The sequence below is a fragment of the Pseudomonas sp. R15(2017) genome (assembly GCF_002112685.1).
GTDB classification, from domain to species: Bacteria; Pseudomonadota; Gammaproteobacteria; order Pseudomonadales; family Pseudomonadaceae; genus Aquipseudomonas; species Aquipseudomonas glycinae.
The window spans coordinates 209718-224374 of sequence record NZ_NEII01000008.1 but is presented as its reverse complement, the minus strand read 5'-3'; the positions used below and the strand labels follow the sequence as shown (position 1 = coordinate 224374).

Annotated in this window: 15 protein-coding genes; 7 read left to right on the top strand and 8 right to left on the bottom strand. The window is 62.8% G+C overall.

The window, feature by feature from the left end; all coding sequences use genetic code 11:
* The first annotated feature begins 60 nt into the window (after nucleotides 1–60).
* From CAF77_RS17945 to CAF77_RS17930, 4 genes are all read left to right on the top strand, one after another.
* Entirely contained in the window at nucleotides 61–1797 is a 1737-nt protein-coding gene (locus CAF77_RS17945; RefSeq protein ID WP_085655039.1) for an FAD-dependent oxidoreductase, read from the top strand.
* Nucleotides 1781–2614: an aldo/keto reductase gene (locus tag CAF77_RS17940; RefSeq protein WP_064382138.1), complete on the top strand. Its 834-nt coding sequence runs from the start codon at nucleotides 1781–1783 to the stop codon at nucleotides 2612–2614. The genes CAF77_RS17945 and CAF77_RS17940 overlap by 17 nt, the downstream gene beginning before the upstream one ends.
* Nucleotides 2615–2804: 190 nt before the next feature.
* Nucleotides 2805–3692, top strand: coding sequence for a neutral zinc metallopeptidase (locus tag CAF77_RS17935; protein WP_039771788.1), 888 nt, complete (start codon nucleotides 2805–2807; stop codon nucleotides 3690–3692).
* On the top strand, nucleotides 3693–4646 hold the full coding sequence (locus CAF77_RS17930) for an alpha/beta fold hydrolase (RefSeq protein WP_085655038.1): 954 nt from the start codon (nucleotides 3693–3695) through the stop codon (nucleotides 4644–4646).
* A 140-nt stretch (nucleotides 4647–4786) separates the two neighbouring features.
* Here CAF77_RS17930 and CAF77_RS17925 read toward each other — a convergent pair whose 3' ends face one another.
* The 3 genes from CAF77_RS17925 to CAF77_RS17915 form a co-directional block, all read right to left on the bottom strand.
* On the bottom strand, nucleotides 4787–5380 hold the full coding sequence (locus CAF77_RS17925; RefSeq protein ID WP_085655036.1) for an HAD family hydrolase: 594 nt from the start codon (nucleotides 5378–5380) through the stop codon (nucleotides 4787–4789).
* Entirely contained in the window at nucleotides 5377–6246 is an 870-nt protein-coding gene (gene tesB / locus CAF77_RS17920; protein ID WP_007958750.1) for an acyl-CoA thioesterase II, read from the bottom strand. The genes CAF77_RS17925 and tesB overlap by 4 nt, the downstream gene beginning before the upstream one ends.
* Nucleotides 6247–6352: 106 nt before the next feature.
* Nucleotides 6353–6922 carry a GNAT family N-acetyltransferase gene (locus tag CAF77_RS17915; protein ID WP_064382143.1) on the bottom strand — a complete coding sequence of 190 codons (570 nt, stop codon included), beginning with the start codon at nucleotides 6920–6922 and terminating at the stop codon, nucleotides 6353–6355.
* Nucleotides 6923–7004: 82 nt separating this feature from the next.
* Here CAF77_RS17915 and CAF77_RS17910 point away from each other — a divergent pair, with 82 nt between their 5' ends.
* A complete protein-coding gene (locus CAF77_RS17910) occupies nucleotides 7005–7925 on the top strand; it encodes a histone deacetylase (RefSeq protein WP_007958746.1) in 921 nt (306 codons plus the stop codon).
* A gap of 176 nt (nucleotides 7926–8101) precedes the next feature.
* Entirely contained in the window at nucleotides 8102–9361 is a 1260-nt protein-coding gene (locus tag CAF77_RS17905; protein WP_085655034.1) for a TIGR03862 family flavoprotein, read from the top strand.
* 51 nt (nucleotides 9362–9412) lie between these two features.
* Here CAF77_RS17905 and CAF77_RS17900 read toward each other — a convergent pair whose 3' ends face one another.
* Together CAF77_RS17900 and yedA are read right to left on the bottom strand one after the other, a co-directional pair.
* Nucleotides 9413–10753, bottom strand: a complete 1341-nt coding sequence (locus CAF77_RS17900; RefSeq protein WP_085655032.1) for a DEAD/DEAH box helicase — start codon at nucleotides 10751–10753, stop codon at nucleotides 9413–9415.
* 53 nt (nucleotides 10754–10806) lie between these two features.
* Entirely contained in the window at nucleotides 10807–11757 is a 951-nt protein-coding gene (gene yedA / locus CAF77_RS17895; RefSeq protein ID WP_085655030.1) for a drug/metabolite exporter YedA, read from the bottom strand.
* Between the two features lie 163 nt (nucleotides 11758–11920).
* Here yedA and CAF77_RS17890 point away from each other — a divergent pair, with 163 nt between their 5' ends.
* Nucleotides 11921–12373, top strand: coding sequence for an Lrp/AsnC family transcriptional regulator (locus CAF77_RS17890; RefSeq protein ID WP_039771800.1), 453 nt, complete (start codon nucleotides 11921–11923; stop codon nucleotides 12371–12373).
* Nucleotides 12374–12537: 164 nt separating this feature from the next.
* On the opposite strand, the gene CAF77_RS17885 is transcribed toward CAF77_RS17890, so the two are convergent.
* The 3 genes from CAF77_RS17885 to CAF77_RS17875 form a co-directional block, all read right to left on the bottom strand.
* Nucleotides 12538–13143 carry a PolC-type DNA polymerase III gene (locus CAF77_RS17885; protein ID WP_085655028.1) on the bottom strand — a complete coding sequence of 202 codons (606 nt, stop codon included), beginning with the start codon at nucleotides 13141–13143 and terminating at the stop codon, nucleotides 12538–12540.
* Nucleotides 13144–13183: 40 nt separating this feature from the next.
* Complete coding sequence (locus tag CAF77_RS17880) at nucleotides 13184–13663, bottom strand: NYN domain-containing protein (RefSeq protein ID WP_007958730.1); 480 nt, start codon at nucleotides 13661–13663, stop codon at nucleotides 13184–13186.
* A gap of 137 nt (nucleotides 13664–13800) precedes the next feature.
* Nucleotides 13801–14532, bottom strand: a complete 732-nt coding sequence (locus tag CAF77_RS17875; RefSeq protein ID WP_085655026.1) for a DUF2076 domain-containing protein — start codon at nucleotides 14530–14532, stop codon at nucleotides 13801–13803.
* Between the last annotated feature and the right edge of the window lie 125 nt (nucleotides 14533–14657).

The window sequence follows — 14657 nt, the reverse complement described above, 5'->3', positions numbered from 1 at the left end:
CCTGCACTGGGTATTTTCTGGAACCAAATTCTAAAAATATCTCAGCACTGGAGTCCTTGGATGCCTGCCCTTCCCGATATCGACTGCGACGTTCTGGTGGTCGGCTCCGGCGCCGCCGGTTTGTCGGCCGCCGTCACCGCCGCCTGGCATGGCTTGAAGGTCATAGTGGTGGAAAAGGATCCGGTGTTCGGCGGCGCCACCGCGTGGTCCGGCGGCTGGGCGTGGGTGCCGTGCAACCCGCTGGCCCGGCGTGCCGGGATCGTCGAAGACGTGGAATTGCCGCGCACCTATCTGCGTCACGAACTCGGCGAGCACTACGACCCGGCCATGATCGACGCCTTCCTTGAGGCCGGCCCGCGCATGGTGGCGTTCTTCGAACAACACACCGCCCTGCAATTCGCCGACGGCAACGCCATCGCCGACATCCACGGTGAAACACCGGGCGCCGGCACCGGCGGACGCTCGGTGATTGCCGCTCCCTATGACGGACGAAAGTTCGGGCGCCTGCTCAAGCGTCTTCGTACAACGATGCGCGAAACATCGTTCATGGGCATGCCGATCATGGCCGGTGCGGACTTGTCGGCGTTTCTCAATCTGACTCGCTCGTTGTCGGCAGCCTGGCACGTGACCCGGCGTTTCACTCGCCACCTGCTGGATCTGGCGCTGCATGGCCGGGCGATGCAACTGGTCAACGGCGTGGCGCTGGTGGCGCGGCTGGCGAAATCCGCCGAAGACCTCGGCGTACTGCTGTGGGAGTCGGCACCGGTGACCGAACTGCTGCGCGATGAATCACGCATCACCGGCGCTCGCGTGAACACCACAAAAGGCCCGCTCAATGTCCATGCCCGCAAAGCCGTGGTGCTCGCTGCTGGCGGATTTGCCAACGACATCGAGCGGCGCAAGGCCTTGTTCCCGCGCACGCCCACCGGTCACGAACATTGGGCGCTGCCTCCGCTGGCAGTCAATGGCGATGGCCTGCGGCTGGGTGAAAACGTCGGAGGCCGGGTCAACACCGATGTGGCCTCGCCAGTCGCCTGGGCACCGGTCTCACAAGTGACGCATTCCGACGGCAGCATCGGCCATTTCCCGCACATCATCGAACGCGGCAAACCGGGCATCATCGGCGTGCTGCGCAACGGCCAGCGTTTCGTCAACGAAGCCAACGGCTATTACGACTACGTCAGCGCCATGGTCGCCGCCGCCCCCGAGGGCGAAGAGGTCGCGTCCTGGCTGATCTGCACCCGCGCGTTCCAGCGGCGTTACGGGCTCGGCATGTCTCGGCCGTTTCCGGTGCCGGTGTCAGGTTTTATCCGCAGCGGCTATCTGAAAACCGGCGATACCCTGGAGGAATTGGCCGGCGCATGCGGCATCGACGCGAAGGGTTTACGCGCCACCGTCGATGATTACAACCACCATGCCCGGCACGGCGAAGACCCGCTGTTCGGTCGCGGCTCGACGCCGTACAACCGCAAACAGGGCGATCCGGCGCAACAACCCAATCCGTGCGTGGCGCCTATCGAACAAGGCCCGTTCTATGCGGTGAAGGTTCAGCCCGGCTGTTTCGGCACCTTCGCCGGGCTCAAGGTCAACCCGCATGCGCAAGTGCTCGACGCCGAAGACCGGCCTATCCCCGGGCTCTACGCGGCGGGCGGCGACATGGCCAGCATCATGGGCGGGCATTATCCGGCGGGCGGGATCAACCTCGGACCGGCGCTGACTTTCGGTTACATCGCAGCTCGGCACATGGCGGGCGTCACGGCTTTCGAACAGGAGATCGACCATGCAGCACATCGTTAACAGACAAGGACTGAACCTGCCAAAACTCGGCCTCGGCACCTGGCCGATGCTCGGCGACGAATGCACCCGAGCCGTGGAGCAAGCGCTGGAACTCGGTTACCGACACATCGACACGGCAGCCGCCTACAACAACGAAGACGCAGTCGGACAAGCCTTGGCGAATACGCCGACACCCCGCGAGCAGATCCACGTCACCACCAAGGTCTGGTGGGACCAGCTGCAACCGGACGCCATGCGTCACTCGCTGGATCGCAGCCTCAAGGCCCTGCGCAGCGAGTACGTCGACCTGTTCATGATCCATTGGCCGAGCACCGACTGGGACCTGCCGCGCACCCTTGAAACCCTCGCGTCGTTCAAGGAGCAAGGTCTGGCTCGCAACATCGGTGTGGCGAATTTTCCGCTGCCGCTGCTGCGCAAAGTCGTCGAGGAATACGGCACCCCTCTGTCAGCCATTCAGGTCGAGTACCACGTCCTGCTCGGACAAAACGCCCTGCTCGACTACGCCCGTCAACACGATCTGGCGCTGACGGCCTACACGCCACTGGCGCGCAACAAGGTCTCGGAGATTCCACAGATTCAGCAGATCGCCGAAAAACACGGTGTACTGCCGACTCAGGTGGCGCTGAAGTGGCTGCTGGATCAGGACAACGTCGCGGCGATTCCCAAGGCCAGCAGCAAGACCAATCAACTGGCCAACCTGGCCTCGCTGAAGGTCGAACTGGATGATGACGACCGAGCGCTAATCGCCGCGCTGCCCAAGCGCGAACGTCAGGTCAGCCCGGACTTCGCGCCGGTGTGGGATGCCTTCGACCGCTGATACCTGACCCGGCGAAAGAAATCCGCCGGCGAATTGAATTCCCGGCGCTCGCGCTCGTCAATAGCAGGCCCGACCTCGTCACCCCGAGGCCGGGCCTTTGTGCGTGTGTACGAATAGACGGACGACCGGACTGGCGCCACACTCACACACCAGCAACACTCATCACCACCTACAGATAGAGGATTCCCACATGCTATGGAAAAAAGGCCGACGCAGTGACAACGTCGTCGATGCCCGTGGCGATGACATGGGTGGTGGCGGTGGCATGCGCTTCGGCGGTGGCAAGGGGCTGAGTCTCGGGGCGATCCTGCTGATCGTCGGCATCGGCTGGATCACCGGCCAGGACCCGCTGCAGATCCTCGGCCAGCTCACCGGGCAGATGACCGAACAATCGGCCCCTACTTCGCAAACCCGTCAGGCACCGCCGGCCAACGATGAACAGGCCGAATTCGTGCGCTCGATCCTCGGCGACACCGAAGACACCTGGGGCGCGATCTTCCAGCAGGCCGGCCGGCAATATAAGGATCCGACCCTGGTGCTGTTCAGCAACCGGGTCAATTCCGCCTGCGGTCTGGCGACCTCGGCCACCGGCCCGTTCTATTGCCCGGCGGACCAGAAAGTCTATCTCGACATGGCGTTCTTCCAGGAAATGGCCCAACGCTTCAAGGCCGCCGGCGACTTCGCTCAGGCCTACGTGATCGCTCACGAAGTCGGACACCATGTGCAGACGCTTCTCGGCGTCTCGGCGAAAATTCAGACAGCCCGCCAGCAAGGCCGGCAGATGGAAGGTGACGGCGGTCTGCTGGTGCGTCAGGAACTGCAAGCCGATTGTCTGGCCGGGGTCTGGGCCTACAACGCGCAGAAGCGTCTGAACTGGCTGGAACCGGGCGACATCGAAGAAGCCTTGAACGCGGCGAACGCCATCGGTGATGATCGCCTGCAACAACAGGGTCAGGGCCGTGTGGTGCCGGACTCGTTTACTCACGGTACGTCGGCGCAAAGGGTGCGCTGGTTCAAAACCGGATTCGCCCAGGGCCAGGTCGGCCAGTGCGATACCTTTGCGGCGAAAAACCTGTAAATGCATAAATGGCTGTTGGCTTTACTGTTCATCGGCGGCACCGCCCAAGCGGCCGGCGTCGACGCAATCAGTCCCGGGCGCCTGCAATTGCAGGCCGGCGAAATGGCAGTGGGCATCGGCCCGGCGCCGGCGAAAATCGAGCGCGTGCTGATCGTCATTCATGGCCGTCTGCGTAACGCCGAGACCTATCGCAAAAGCGGCGAAGTCGCGGCGGAACTGGCCGGGCAAACCGCCAACACCCTGGTGATCGCCCCGCAGTTTCTCAACGAAAGCGATGTGGCGCTCTACTCGTTACCCGCCAGCGTGCTGCGCTGGCAAGGCAACGACTGGATGGGCGGCGGGTTATCCACAGGGCCGAACCCGCTCAGTTCCTACGCCGCACTGGACGAAATCGTCGGGCGGCTGAGCGATCGCAAGCAGTTTCCGGACGTGAAGCAGATCGTGATCTTCGGCCACTCCGGCGGCGCGCAGGTGGTGCAGCGTTATGCGCTGCTGGCCCAGGAACAACCGGCGCTCAAGACCGAAGGCATTCGCTTGCGTTATGTAGTCGCCAATCCGTCGTCGTACGCCTACTTCAATGAGCAACGCCCGGTGGCCTTCGATCATGCCAAGTGTCCGGGTTTCAACCGCTGGAAGTACGGTTTGGTGGACCCGCCGATTTACGCGGGCGGGCAAACGCCTGCGCAGCTTGAAGGCCGTTACGTCAAACGCGAGGTAATTTATCTGCTGGGCCAGCAGGACACCGACCCGCAACATCCGGCGCTGGACAAGAGTTGCGCCGCCAAAGCCCAGGGGGCTTATCGACTGGAACGCGGCAAGCTGTTTTTCGGTTACTTGCTGCGTCGCCACCCTGAAGGGGTGAATCAGCGCCTGGTCGAAGTGCCCGGCGTCGGGCATAACGGCGACGGCATGCTGACCTCGCCGGAAGGCCAGAAAGCACTGTTCGAGCAATAAGTCTGGTGTGGTTTGATCTGGCCTCATCGCTGGCAAGCCAGCTCCCACAATGACTTGCGTGAATGCAAATTCTGAATCCGCTACAAATCCCTGTGGGAGCTGGCTTGCCAGCGATGGGGCCCGCTCCGACAACCGATGAATCAGGCGAACAACATCTGCCGCAACTCCACACAATCCTTCGCATGCCAGTCGGTCAACTCCGGCCACGGATTGTCCGGCAGATTCACCAGCACCGTGCGCGCACCCGCGGCACGACCGCAATCGAGGTCGAAGCGGTAATCACCGACCATCACCATCTCGCTCGCCGGCACTTGCCAGGCCTCGGCCAGTTTCAGCAGCCCCCCCGGATGCGGTTTTGGCTGTGCTTCATCGCGGCCCAGCACATCCTCCACCGCGAAGCAGTCGGCCAGGCCTATGGCCTCCAGCGTCACATGGGCCAGCTCCCGCGCATTGCGGGTCAGGATGCCGAGGCGATAACCCCGAGCGTGCAGGTCGCGCACCAGCTCCACCGCGCCGACCGCCGGGGTCGAGCCGAGCGCCAGATCCCGCTCATGTTCCAGCAGCCATGCATGTTTCGCCGCTGCTTCCTCGGCGGGCAATGCCGCGAGGTGGGTGAGGATGTCATCCTCCGGCGGGATCGCCAGCGCCACGCGAATCGCCGCGAAGTCGTGCACGGCGACGGTCAGGGTGCCGTCCATGTCGAACACCCAGTGCCGCACATCCGCCAGACTCATGCCCAGTCCTTGCGATGACGGATCAGGCCTTCCTGGGTCACCGACGCCACCAGTTGCCCGGCGCGGTTGAACACGCTGCCACGGGAGAAGCCACGGGAATTGCCGGCCCACGGGCTGTCCATGGCGTAGAGCAACCAGTCATCGGCGCGCAAGTCATTGTGGAACCACAGCGCGTGGTCGAGGCTGGCGACCTGCATGTCTTTCTGCCAGACCGATTTGCCATGCGGCAGCATCGAGGTGGTCAGCAGACCGAAGTCCGAGGCGTAGGCCAGCAGGTATTTGTGCAGCGCCGGGATGTCGGCCAACGCGCCGTCGGCACGGAACCACACGTACTTGACCGGATCTGCCGGTTGCGGGTTATACGGGTCTTTTTCAGTGACAGGGCGCACTTCGATCGGCTTCGGGCACAACAGCTTTTCGCGCATGTGCTCCGGAATCAGGTGCGCGCGTTGCTGGGTCAGTTCCAGCTCCGACGGCAGGTTTTCGGGGCCGACCACTTGCGGCATCTGGCTCTGGTGCTCGAAGCCTTCTTCGTCGTACTGGAACGAAGCGCTGCAGGTGAAAATCGGGTGGCCCTTCTGGATCGCCGTCACGCGGCGGGTGCTGAAACTGCCGCCGTCACGCACGCGGTCCACCGAGTAGACCACCGGTAACTTGGCATCGCCCGGACGCAGAAAATAACCGTGCATCGAATGCACATGACGCGCTTCTTCAACGGTCTGACTGGCCGCCGACAGCGACTGGCCGAGCACCTGGCCGCCGAATAACTGGCGAAAGCCCAGATCCTGACTGCGACCACGGAACAGGTTTTCCTCGATCGGTTCGAGGGTCAGCAGATCCACCAGATCTTCCAACACTTGGCTCATTCAGACTCTCCTCACACAACGCTATGCCGCGCAGTCCTGGCTGCGACGGCCAATTCAGATTCTGGCGCGAGCCACTGATCGCGCCATTGTAAACGTCCGTGTCGGCTTAGCCATGCAAGGTCTGCAGCCATTGCTCCCGGGTGATGCGGTACAACACATGTCGACGCAGCGGATGGTCGACAGCCAGTTTCGGGTGATCAAAATCGTCGGCTGGATCGTGATGCATGCCGATCGCCTGCATGACTTTTTCCGACGGCAGATTGCTCTGCGCGGTGAAGGACACGATCTCCTTCAGGGCCAACCGGTCAAAACCGCAGCGCAGCGCGGTCCATGCCGCCTCGCTGGCATATCCCAGGCCCCAGTGTTCCTTGGCCAGCCGCCAGCCGATTTCCACCGCCGGGGTGAACGGCGCATCGAAGCCGACCACGCCGAGCCCGGTAAAACCGATGAACTCGCCACTGTCCTTGCGCTCCAGCGCCCACAGGCCATAACCGTGCTCGGCAAAATGCCCGCGCACCCGGCCGATCAACGCGGCGCTTTCCAGCCGGCTCAAGGGCGCGGGGAAGTAGCGCATCACCTGCGGGTCGGCACACATTGCCGCGAACGCCGGCAAATCTTCGTCCTGCCATTGGCGCATCAGCAGCCTTGCGCTTTCCAGCTCCAGTATCGGTTCCATCCCGCCCCTCCGCTTGATGCCGTCAGTCTACATCGCTGTTAGGCTTTGCACTCTTTCCTGCAGCCTTTATGAATAGTCCACCATGCCGTTGCCGCTGATCTACCACGAAGACTACAGCCCGGAATTTCCGGCGGATCACCGCTTCCCCATGGACAAGTTCCGCCTGCTGCGCGATCACCTGGTGGACAGCGGCCTGACCCGCGACGAAGACCTGCTGCGCCCTGAACTGTGCCCCGCCGACATTCTCGCCCTGGCCCATGACCGCGGTTATATCGAACGCTACATGAGTGGCGAGTTGTCCCGCGAAGACCAGCGGCGCCTCGGTCTGCCGTGGAACGAAGCGCTGGCCCGACGCACGGTGCGGGCGGTCGGCGGTTCGATTCTCGCGGCAGAGAAAGCCCTGGAACATGGCTTGGCCTGTCACTTGGCCGGCGGCACCCATCACGCCCATTACGATTACCCCGCCGGGTTCTGCATCTTCAATGACCTCGCAATCATCAGCCACTACCTGCTGCAAAGCGGCCGGGTGAACCGGGTACTGATCTTCGACTGCGACGTGCATCAGGGCGACGGCACTGCACGAATTCTGCACAACACCCCGGAAGCGATCACTGTTTCCCTGCACTGCGAGAAGAACTTTCCTGCACGCAAGGCCGAAAGCGACTGGGACATTCCGCTGCCCAACGGCATGGGCGACGCCGATTACCTGAAAGTCGTCGACGACGCGCTCAACTATCTGCTGCCGCTGTATCAGCCGGATCTGGTGCTGTACGACGCCGGCGTCGATGTGCACAAGGACGACGCCCTCGGTTATCTGCAACTGACTGACGAAGGCGTCGCCGCCCGCGATGAAAGCGTGATGCGCCACTGCCTGGGCCGCGACATCCCGGTGGTCGGCGTGATCGGCGGCGGTTACAGCAAAGATCGCCACGCCCTCGCCCGCCGCCACGGCATCCTGCATCACAGTGCGCAGCGCGTCTGGCAGTCATCGGGTTGTCATTGAGCTGTGCTGCGTTACCCACAATGGCTGTGGAACGGCCTGTGGATAACCTGAGCGAAAGGGACTACAGCCCATGCTGAACATGGCCTGCAGCGCGCTGGTTGTTTTTTTGATCAGGCCTGACGATGGCCGCTGCTGCTAGAATGCGCGGCTTATTCCGCCACGCTATTGCCGCTGCCATGACCCAGACTTCCGCCGCCCTTCCCGCTCACGTCGCCATCATCGGCGGTGGCCCCGCCGGCCTGATGGCCGCCGAAGTGCTGAGCCAGGGCGGAGTCCGCGTCGATCTGTATGACGGCATGCCCTCGGTGGGCCGCAAGTTCCTGCTGGCCGGGGTCGGCGGCATGAACATCACCCATTCCGAAGCCTGGCCGGCCTTCCTCTCGCGCTACGCCGAACGCGCCCCGAACATCGCCCCGCTGCTGCGCGCGTTCGACGCCGACGCACTGTGCCGCTGGATTCACGATCTGGGCATCGAAACCTTCGTCGGCAGCTCTGGCCGGGTGTTCCCCACCGACATGAAAGCCGCGCCATTGCTGCGCGCCTGGCTCAAGCGCCTGCGCGACAGCGGCGTGGTTATCCACACCCGTCACCGCTGGCTCGGCTGGGATGAAAACGGCGCGCTGCGCATCGACAGCCCGGAAGGCGAGAAAACCCTCAACCCCGACGCCACCTTGCTCGCCCTCGGCGGCGGCAGCTGGTCGCGGCTGGGTTCCGACGGCGCATGGATGCTGCCGCTGGAGCAGCGCGGCGTAGGATTGGCGCCCTTGCAGCCAAGCAATTGCGGCTTCGAGGTGCAGGCCTGGAGCGAAGTGATGGTCAGCAAATTCGCCGGCGCGCCGCTGAAAAATATCGCCATCGGTTTGAACGACGATGTTCCGCGTCTGGGTGAATGCGTGATTACCGCGACCGGGATCGAGGGCAGTCTGATTTACGCGCTGTCGGCGCCGATTCGTGAGGCGATCAATGTGCACGGTGCCGCGACCATTCACATCGACCTGCTGCCCGGCCGCCCTGTGGATAAATTGCAGGCGGCATTGAGCAAACCACGGGGTTCGCGCTCGATGGCCAAGCATCTGCACAGTCAGGTGGGGATTGATGGGGTGAAAGCGGCGTTGTTGCGGGAACTCACTGATGCCGCAACCTTCGCCGATCCGGCGCTGCTGGCCCGGGCGATCAAGGCCTTGCCGCTGACGCTGGTGAAAACCCGGCCGCTGGATGAGGCGATCAGCAGTGCCGGCGGGGTGACGTTCGAGGCGATGGATGAGCGGATGATGCTCAAGGCGTTGCCGGGGGTGTTTTGTGCGGGGGAAATGCTGGATTGGGAAGCGCCGACTGGCGGTTACCTACTGACGGCGTGTTTTGCCAGCGGCCGGGCGGCCGGAGCTGGAATGCTGAAGTGGCTCAACAACAGCGGCAAGCTACAAGCCAAAAGCTAACGACAAACCGCCCTTGACTCGTAGCTTGCAGCTTGAAACTCGCCGCAGCCCTTATGGCTTACGCTTACGCGGCCCGGTATTGAACACCGGCACCTTGCGCACAGGCTTGATCGAAGGCTCCGGCGCCTGAGTCTCGCCGCTGTCCACCCACTTGCCCAGATTGCGCTTGCCACCGCCGCCACCGGAAGCCTTGGGCTTTTTCGGTTTCTTCGGTTTCTTGATCACCTGACCACTGGCATCGGTGTCCGGCACGCGGTGTTCCGGCACGAAGTCCGGTTCGATCTCGCGCTTCAACGTGCTGCGGGTGAGCATTTCAATCGCCGACAACATGTTCACTTCATCAGCGCACACCAGCGAGATCGCCTCACCGGTCGAACCCGCGCGGCCAGTGCGGCCGATACGGTGAATGTAATCCTCGGCAACGATCGGCAGATCAAAGTTGACCACCAATGGCAGGTCTTCGATATCCAGACCACGGGCCGCCACGTCGGTGGCCACCAGAATCTGCACTTCGCTCAGTTTGAAACGGTCCAGCGCCCGCTGCCGGGTCGCTTGCGGCTTGTCGCCGTGGATGCCGTCGGCGTTCACGCCCAGGCCCTGAAGTTTCTCGACCAACGCGTCCACACCATTACGGGTCTTGGCAAACACCAGCACTTGCTTCCACTTGTTCTTGCGCAGCAGGTGCACGAACAGTTCCGGCTTGCGCTTCTTGTCTACCGTCACCACCCACTGCTTGACGGTGTTGGCCGCAACGTTGCGCGGGCTGACTTCGATGCTCTGGGGGTCGTTGAGCATCTGCCCGGCCAGCAGGCGGATGTCATCGGAGAAGGTCGCGGAGAACAGCAGCGTCTGACGTTTCTTCGGCAGCGCGCGGTAAATGTTCGCCAGCTCCTCGGAAAAGCCCAGGTCGAGCATGCGGTCGGCTTCGTCCAGCACCAGGGTTTGCAGCTGGTTGAACTTCAGCGCGTTCTGGCGGAACAGGTCGAGCAGACGGCCCGGGGTCGCGACCAGCAGATCGACGCCGCCGCGCAGCTTCATCATCTGCGGGTTGATGCTGACACCGCCGTACACCGCGTAAGTGCGCAATGGCAGGTTCTCAGCGTACTGGCGCACGGCTTCGTGGACTTGCTCGGCCAGCTCGCGGGTCGGCACCAGAATCAGCGCGCGCACCGAGTTGGCGGTGACTTTCGGCCCTTCCATCGCCAGCAGTTGCAGCAGCGGCAAGGCGAAACCGGCGGTCTTGCCGGTGCCGGTCTGGGCCGCGGCCATCAGGTCGCGACCGGCCAGCACGGCCGGAATGGCCTGCGCCTGCACCGGCGTCGGGGTCTGGTAGCCGAGCTTCTCGAGGGAGCGCAGCAAGGGTTCGATCAGGCCAAGGGTGGCGAAAGTCATGGGAGTACCGTAGGAAAAAATCAGTGCACGTGTGCGATGGCGCGCAGTTTACCCTAATTCGCACGCTGCTCCGTCGCTATGACCTTCGCTGCGGCAGCCGACTCGCTAACCACCGACGGCCGCGCCGGACGCCGCCACTGCGGCAGACTGATCAGCACCACCGCGCCAATGATCACCAGCATTGCCAGCGCTTCTTCGATGCCGATGGTCTCGCCGACAAACACGATCCCCAGCAACACCGCCACCGCCGGGTTGACGTAGGCATAACTGGTGGCTGCCGCCGGACGAACGTTTTTCAACAGATACATGTAAGCGTTGAAGGCGATGATCGAGCCGAAGAAGATCAGATACACCAGCGCCAGCCAGCCTTCCAGCGGCGGCATGGCCTGCAGGTGTTCACCGCTCGCCGCGCTGCCGATCAACAGCACCACGCCACCGACCAACATCTCCACGGCACTGGCCATCGCGCCCTGAGGCAACGGCAGATGTTTGCTCCACACCGAACCGAACGCCCAGCTCGCCGCCGCGAAAATCAGCAACGCCGCGCCCAGCGGACTCGATTGCAGGTTGGAGCCCATGTTGAGCATCGCGATACCGATAATCCCCATCACCACCCCGGCCCACTCCAGGCGGGTGTTGCGCGCCCCCCAGAGATAACCGCAGAGCAAAGTGAACAGCGGCACGGTCGCCACCGCCAGCGCAGCAACACCCGACGCCACGCCGCTGTGCTCGGCCAGCGTCACCGCGCCGTTGCCGAAGCTCAGCAACAAAATCCCGATGATCCCCGCCGCTTTCCACTGCGCCCAGGTCGGCGCCGGTGCCCCGCGCCAGCGCAGGAACGCGTACATCAGCGTGCCGGCAATCACGAAGCGCACACCGCCGAGCATCAGCGGCGGCCAGTATTCGACGCCGATGCGGATCACCAGATAGGTCGATCCCCAAATCACGTACAACGCAAAAAACGCGGCGATCAAGGGCAAGGAAAAACGGCGCAAGGCAGACATGGGCAGCTCGAAAGTCAGACTCAGGGGATGGGTTATTCTAGAAAGGCCAACCGCTAAAAATAAGTTACAAAACCTGTTTATAGCGCCGGTACACTTTTGAAAACACGGAGATCGACGGCCAAAACCACGATTTCGAAAGTCTGGCATTTTCAGGAGTTAGACCTTGGACAAATACGACCGCATGCTGCTCAGCGCCCTGCTCGAAAACGGTCGCGCGTCCTACGCCGACCTCGCCCGCAAAGTGAACCTCTCCGCCCCCGCCGTCGCCGAGCGCGTGGCCAAACTCGAGGCCAGCGGCGTCATCACCGGCTACTCGGCCAAAGTCGACATGGCCAAGCTCGGCCTGCCGATCCAGTGCGTCATCGAACTGCGCCTGAACCAGCACGGCAACCCGAAGGTGTACGACGAACTGATCAGAATTCCGCAACTCACCGAATGCCACCGCGTCACCGGCGACCCGTGCGTGATAATGCAGGCGGCTGTGGGCTCGATGACCGAGCTGGAAGAGCTGATCAACCGGGTGGCGAAATTCGGGTTCAGCAAGACGTCGATCGTGTTGTCGAGTGCGATAGAGAAGCGGGTGCCGTTGGGGCATATCGAAGGGAACGGAAAGTAACCTTCCCGTCCCGCTCGTTCCCACGCTCTGCGTGGGAATGCCTCAACGGACGCTCCGCGTTCGGCTTTGGAAGGGACGCGGAGCGTCCCGGGCTGCATTCCCACGCGGACGGTTCGACGCCTCGACGCGGGAACGATCAACAGCGAAATGTGTTTGCCTGAAAATCAGCGATAGCGCTGCAGGTGCTCGCCGACCTTGGCAGCCGGGACTTTCTGCAATTTGCACAGCAAGTCGTGCGACAGCTCGCGCACGCCGTGCTTGTGCCGCAACTCATCTGCCAAATGCGCCATCAGGTTCGCCGCCATCTCCGCATCCGCCATCGCCCGGTGCGCCTGGCCGGTATGCGGCAACTGGGCAAACGTGGTGAGCGTACCGAGCTTGTGGTTCGGCGCCGCGGGCATCAAGCGCCGAGCCAGCAGCAGCGAGCAGGCAAAGTTCTGCAAACGGGTGCGTTTGATCCGGCCCAGTTCGAAGTCCCAGAACTTCTGGTCGAAGGCGGCGTTGTGCGCCAGCAGGGGCGTGCAGCCGACGAATTCGTTGACTTCGTTCATCACTTGCTCGGCCGACGGCGCGGTGCGCAGCATGGCGTTGCTGATGCCGGTGAGTTGTTCGATGAAGGCCGGGACGCGGACGCCGGCGTTCATCAGGCTCTGGTAACGCTCGACGATGCGGCCGTTTTCCAGCATGACCACGGCGATTTCCGTGGCCCGGCAACTGCTGCTCGGCGAGATGCCGGTGGTTTCAAAGTCGATGACTGCAATGCGTTCCAAACCGGGTTCAACTCCGTTCAAATCAATTCTTGAGCAACGCTCAGTTTTTCAACAGCAGTGCGCCTTCGATCGGCACATAACGGCTGGCGGCGCGGATCAGCGAGTTGGCCGTCAGGCCGGGAACGCCGTAGGCCACCGCTTGCACGCCGTGTTTGTTGATGATGCGTTCGAGCAGCATGTCGAAATCGCCGTCACCGGAGGCCAGGACGATTTCGTCGACATGGTCGGCGGCGTCCATGATGTCGAGGGTGATGCCCACGTCCCAGTCGCCCTTGGCCGAGCCATCGCTGCGCTGGATGTAGGGTTTGAGTTTTACGGTGAAACCGAGGTTGCGCAGGATCTGCTGGAACTGCTGCTGTTTGCTGTCGCCCCGGTCGATCGCATAGGCGTAGGCCTCGACGATCTGCCCGTGCTGGCTGACATCCGCCCACAACGCCGCGTAGTTGAAGTGGCAACCATAGGCCTGACGCACGGTGTAGTAGAGGTTCTGCACATCGGCGAACACTGCGATTTTTTTCACCGGAGTTCCTGTGAGCGCTGACGCGCATGAGCCGGATCAGGCACCAGGCCCGAAAAAGGCGCTCAGTATGCCAGCCCGAAGGAAGGTTCCGCGAATAATCGGCCCGGGGCGCTCAGGCGCCCCGGACGAATGGTGAATCAGACGAAGGAATCGTCGTCATCGAAGAACGATGAGTTGTCTTCGCTGTAGTCAGTGTCGGTAAAGCCGCCCTGGTCATTACCGTAGGAGTCGTTGTTGGCCATGCGCTGGTCATCGCCCCAGCCGTTGTTGCTCTGGTCGTTGACCTGAGCCGGCTCTTCCTTGATGACTTCGACGATTTCTTCCGGCTGCTGGTTGTGATGGAACAGGCTACTGATGCCTTGCGCCAGCATCACGCCACCGGCCACACCGGCCGCCGTTTTCAGGGCGCCGCCGAGGAAGCTGCTGCCCGCCGCCGGGGCCGCTTGTTGCTGGCCATAACCCGGTGGTGGCGCGCCGAAGTTCTGCTGCGGTGCCGGCTCACGCCAGCCGCCAGTGGAGGCCGGGGCGCTCTGGGTCGGCGCCGGGCGTGAGCTGCTGCCACCGAAGATGCTCGACAGGAAGCCACCACCGCTGGAGGCCGGCGGCGCGCTCTGCGCCTTGGCCGATTGCAGTTCGGCCTGCAATTGCTTGACCTGTTGAGTCAGTTGTTTGTTCTGTTCGTCGAGGCTCTTGAGGGCAGCCTCCTGCACCAGAATCGCCTGGGTCATGAAATAACCTGCGGCCGGCTGGCGCGTCAGGTGTTCCTTGATCCGCGCCTCGGCCTGGGCGTCGCGCGGGGCTGCCTCCGTTTCGGCCTGTTGCAGCCGGGAAAACAGTCCATCGATCAGGGTTTGTTCTTCGCTGTTCATGGCGACCTCGTAGATTGCCGGGGATAACGTTGCCCTCCTCCACGTCGGATGAGGCGCACCTCTGTAATGGAGGCAGCAACAGAATGTTTCAATGACCTTTACCGAACGTTTACGTTTGCGCAGCG

What these genes read in the sequence shown, in the direction of transcription:
- tesB (WP_007958750.1), bottom strand. Translation starts at nt 6,246, where the DNA reads ATGAGCCAAGTGTTGGAAGATCTGGTGGATCTGCTGACCCTCGAACCG.
- CAF77_RS17940 (WP_064382138.1), top strand. Translation starts at nt 1,781, where the DNA reads ATGCAGCACATCGTTAACAGACAAGGACTGAACCTGCCAAAACTCGGC.
- CAF77_RS17925 (WP_085655036.1), bottom strand. Translation starts at nt 5,380, where the DNA reads ATGAGTCTGGCGGATGTGCGGCACTGGGTGTTCGACATGGACGGCACC.
- CAF77_RS17935 (WP_039771788.1), top strand. Translation starts at nt 2,805, where the DNA reads ATGCTATGGAAAAAAGGCCGACGCAGTGACAACGTCGTCGATGCCCGT.
- CAF77_RS17875 (WP_085655026.1), bottom strand. Translation starts at nt 14,532, where the DNA reads ATGAACAGCGAAGAACAAACCCTGATCGATGGACTGTTTTCCCGGCTG.
- CAF77_RS17910 (WP_007958746.1), top strand. Translation starts at nt 7,005, where the DNA reads ATGCCGTTGCCGCTGATCTACCACGAAGACTACAGCCCGGAATTTCCG.
- yedA (WP_085655030.1), bottom strand. Translation starts at nt 11,757, where the DNA reads ATGTCTGCCTTGCGCCGTTTTTCCTTGCCCTTGATCGCCGCGTTTTTT.
- CAF77_RS17905 (WP_085655034.1), top strand. Translation starts at nt 8,102, where the DNA reads ATGACCCAGACTTCCGCCGCCCTTCCCGCTCACGTCGCCATCATCGGC.
- CAF77_RS17900 (WP_085655032.1), bottom strand. Translation starts at nt 10,753, where the DNA reads ATGACTTTCGCCACCCTTGGCCTGATCGAACCCTTGCTGCGCTCCCTC.
- CAF77_RS17945 (WP_085655039.1), top strand. Translation starts at nt 61, where the DNA reads ATGCCTGCCCTTCCCGATATCGACTGCGACGTTCTGGTGGTCGGCTCC.
- CAF77_RS17915 (WP_064382143.1), bottom strand. Translation starts at nt 6,922, where the DNA reads ATGGAACCGATACTGGAGCTGGAAAGCGCAAGGCTGCTGATGCGCCAA.
- CAF77_RS17930 (WP_085655038.1), top strand. Translation starts at nt 3,693, where the DNA reads ATGCATAAATGGCTGTTGGCTTTACTGTTCATCGGCGGCACCGCCCAA.